Below are 240 nucleotides of genomic sequence, written 5' to 3'. Positions count from 1 at the left end.
GAATGCACCGACTGCGACGATCCCTGCCGAAAACACAAGCTTGCATCCGCCGAAGAACGCCGCCGTAAAGACGATCTGCTTCATGTTCCAGTTCTGAGGCTCGCGTCGCGGCTCGACGTGGTCGGTGGTCAGCGACATCGTCAAGAAATCGTTGGTGACGAGCAGGATGATCATGATCATCGGTGTGATCACCGGTTGGTGTAGCGCGATGAGTCCATATGCCATCAGCAGCACGACCTC

General features: G+C 56.7%; 1 protein-coding gene. It reads right to left on the bottom strand.

Translation table 11 applies throughout. The features are described from left to right. On the bottom strand, positions 1 to 240 hold a 240-nt coding region (locus SB725_RS33640), incomplete at both ends, for a hypothetical protein (protein WP_410923752.1).

It is taken from the genome of Pseudomonas sp. SIMBA_041 (assembly GCF_046535095.1).
GTDB lineage: Bacteria > Pseudomonadota > Gammaproteobacteria > Pseudomonadales > Pseudomonadaceae > Aquipseudomonas > Aquipseudomonas mucoides.
Note: the sequence above shows the minus strand (reverse complement) of the source record. Positions and strands in the feature narration are given on the sequence as shown.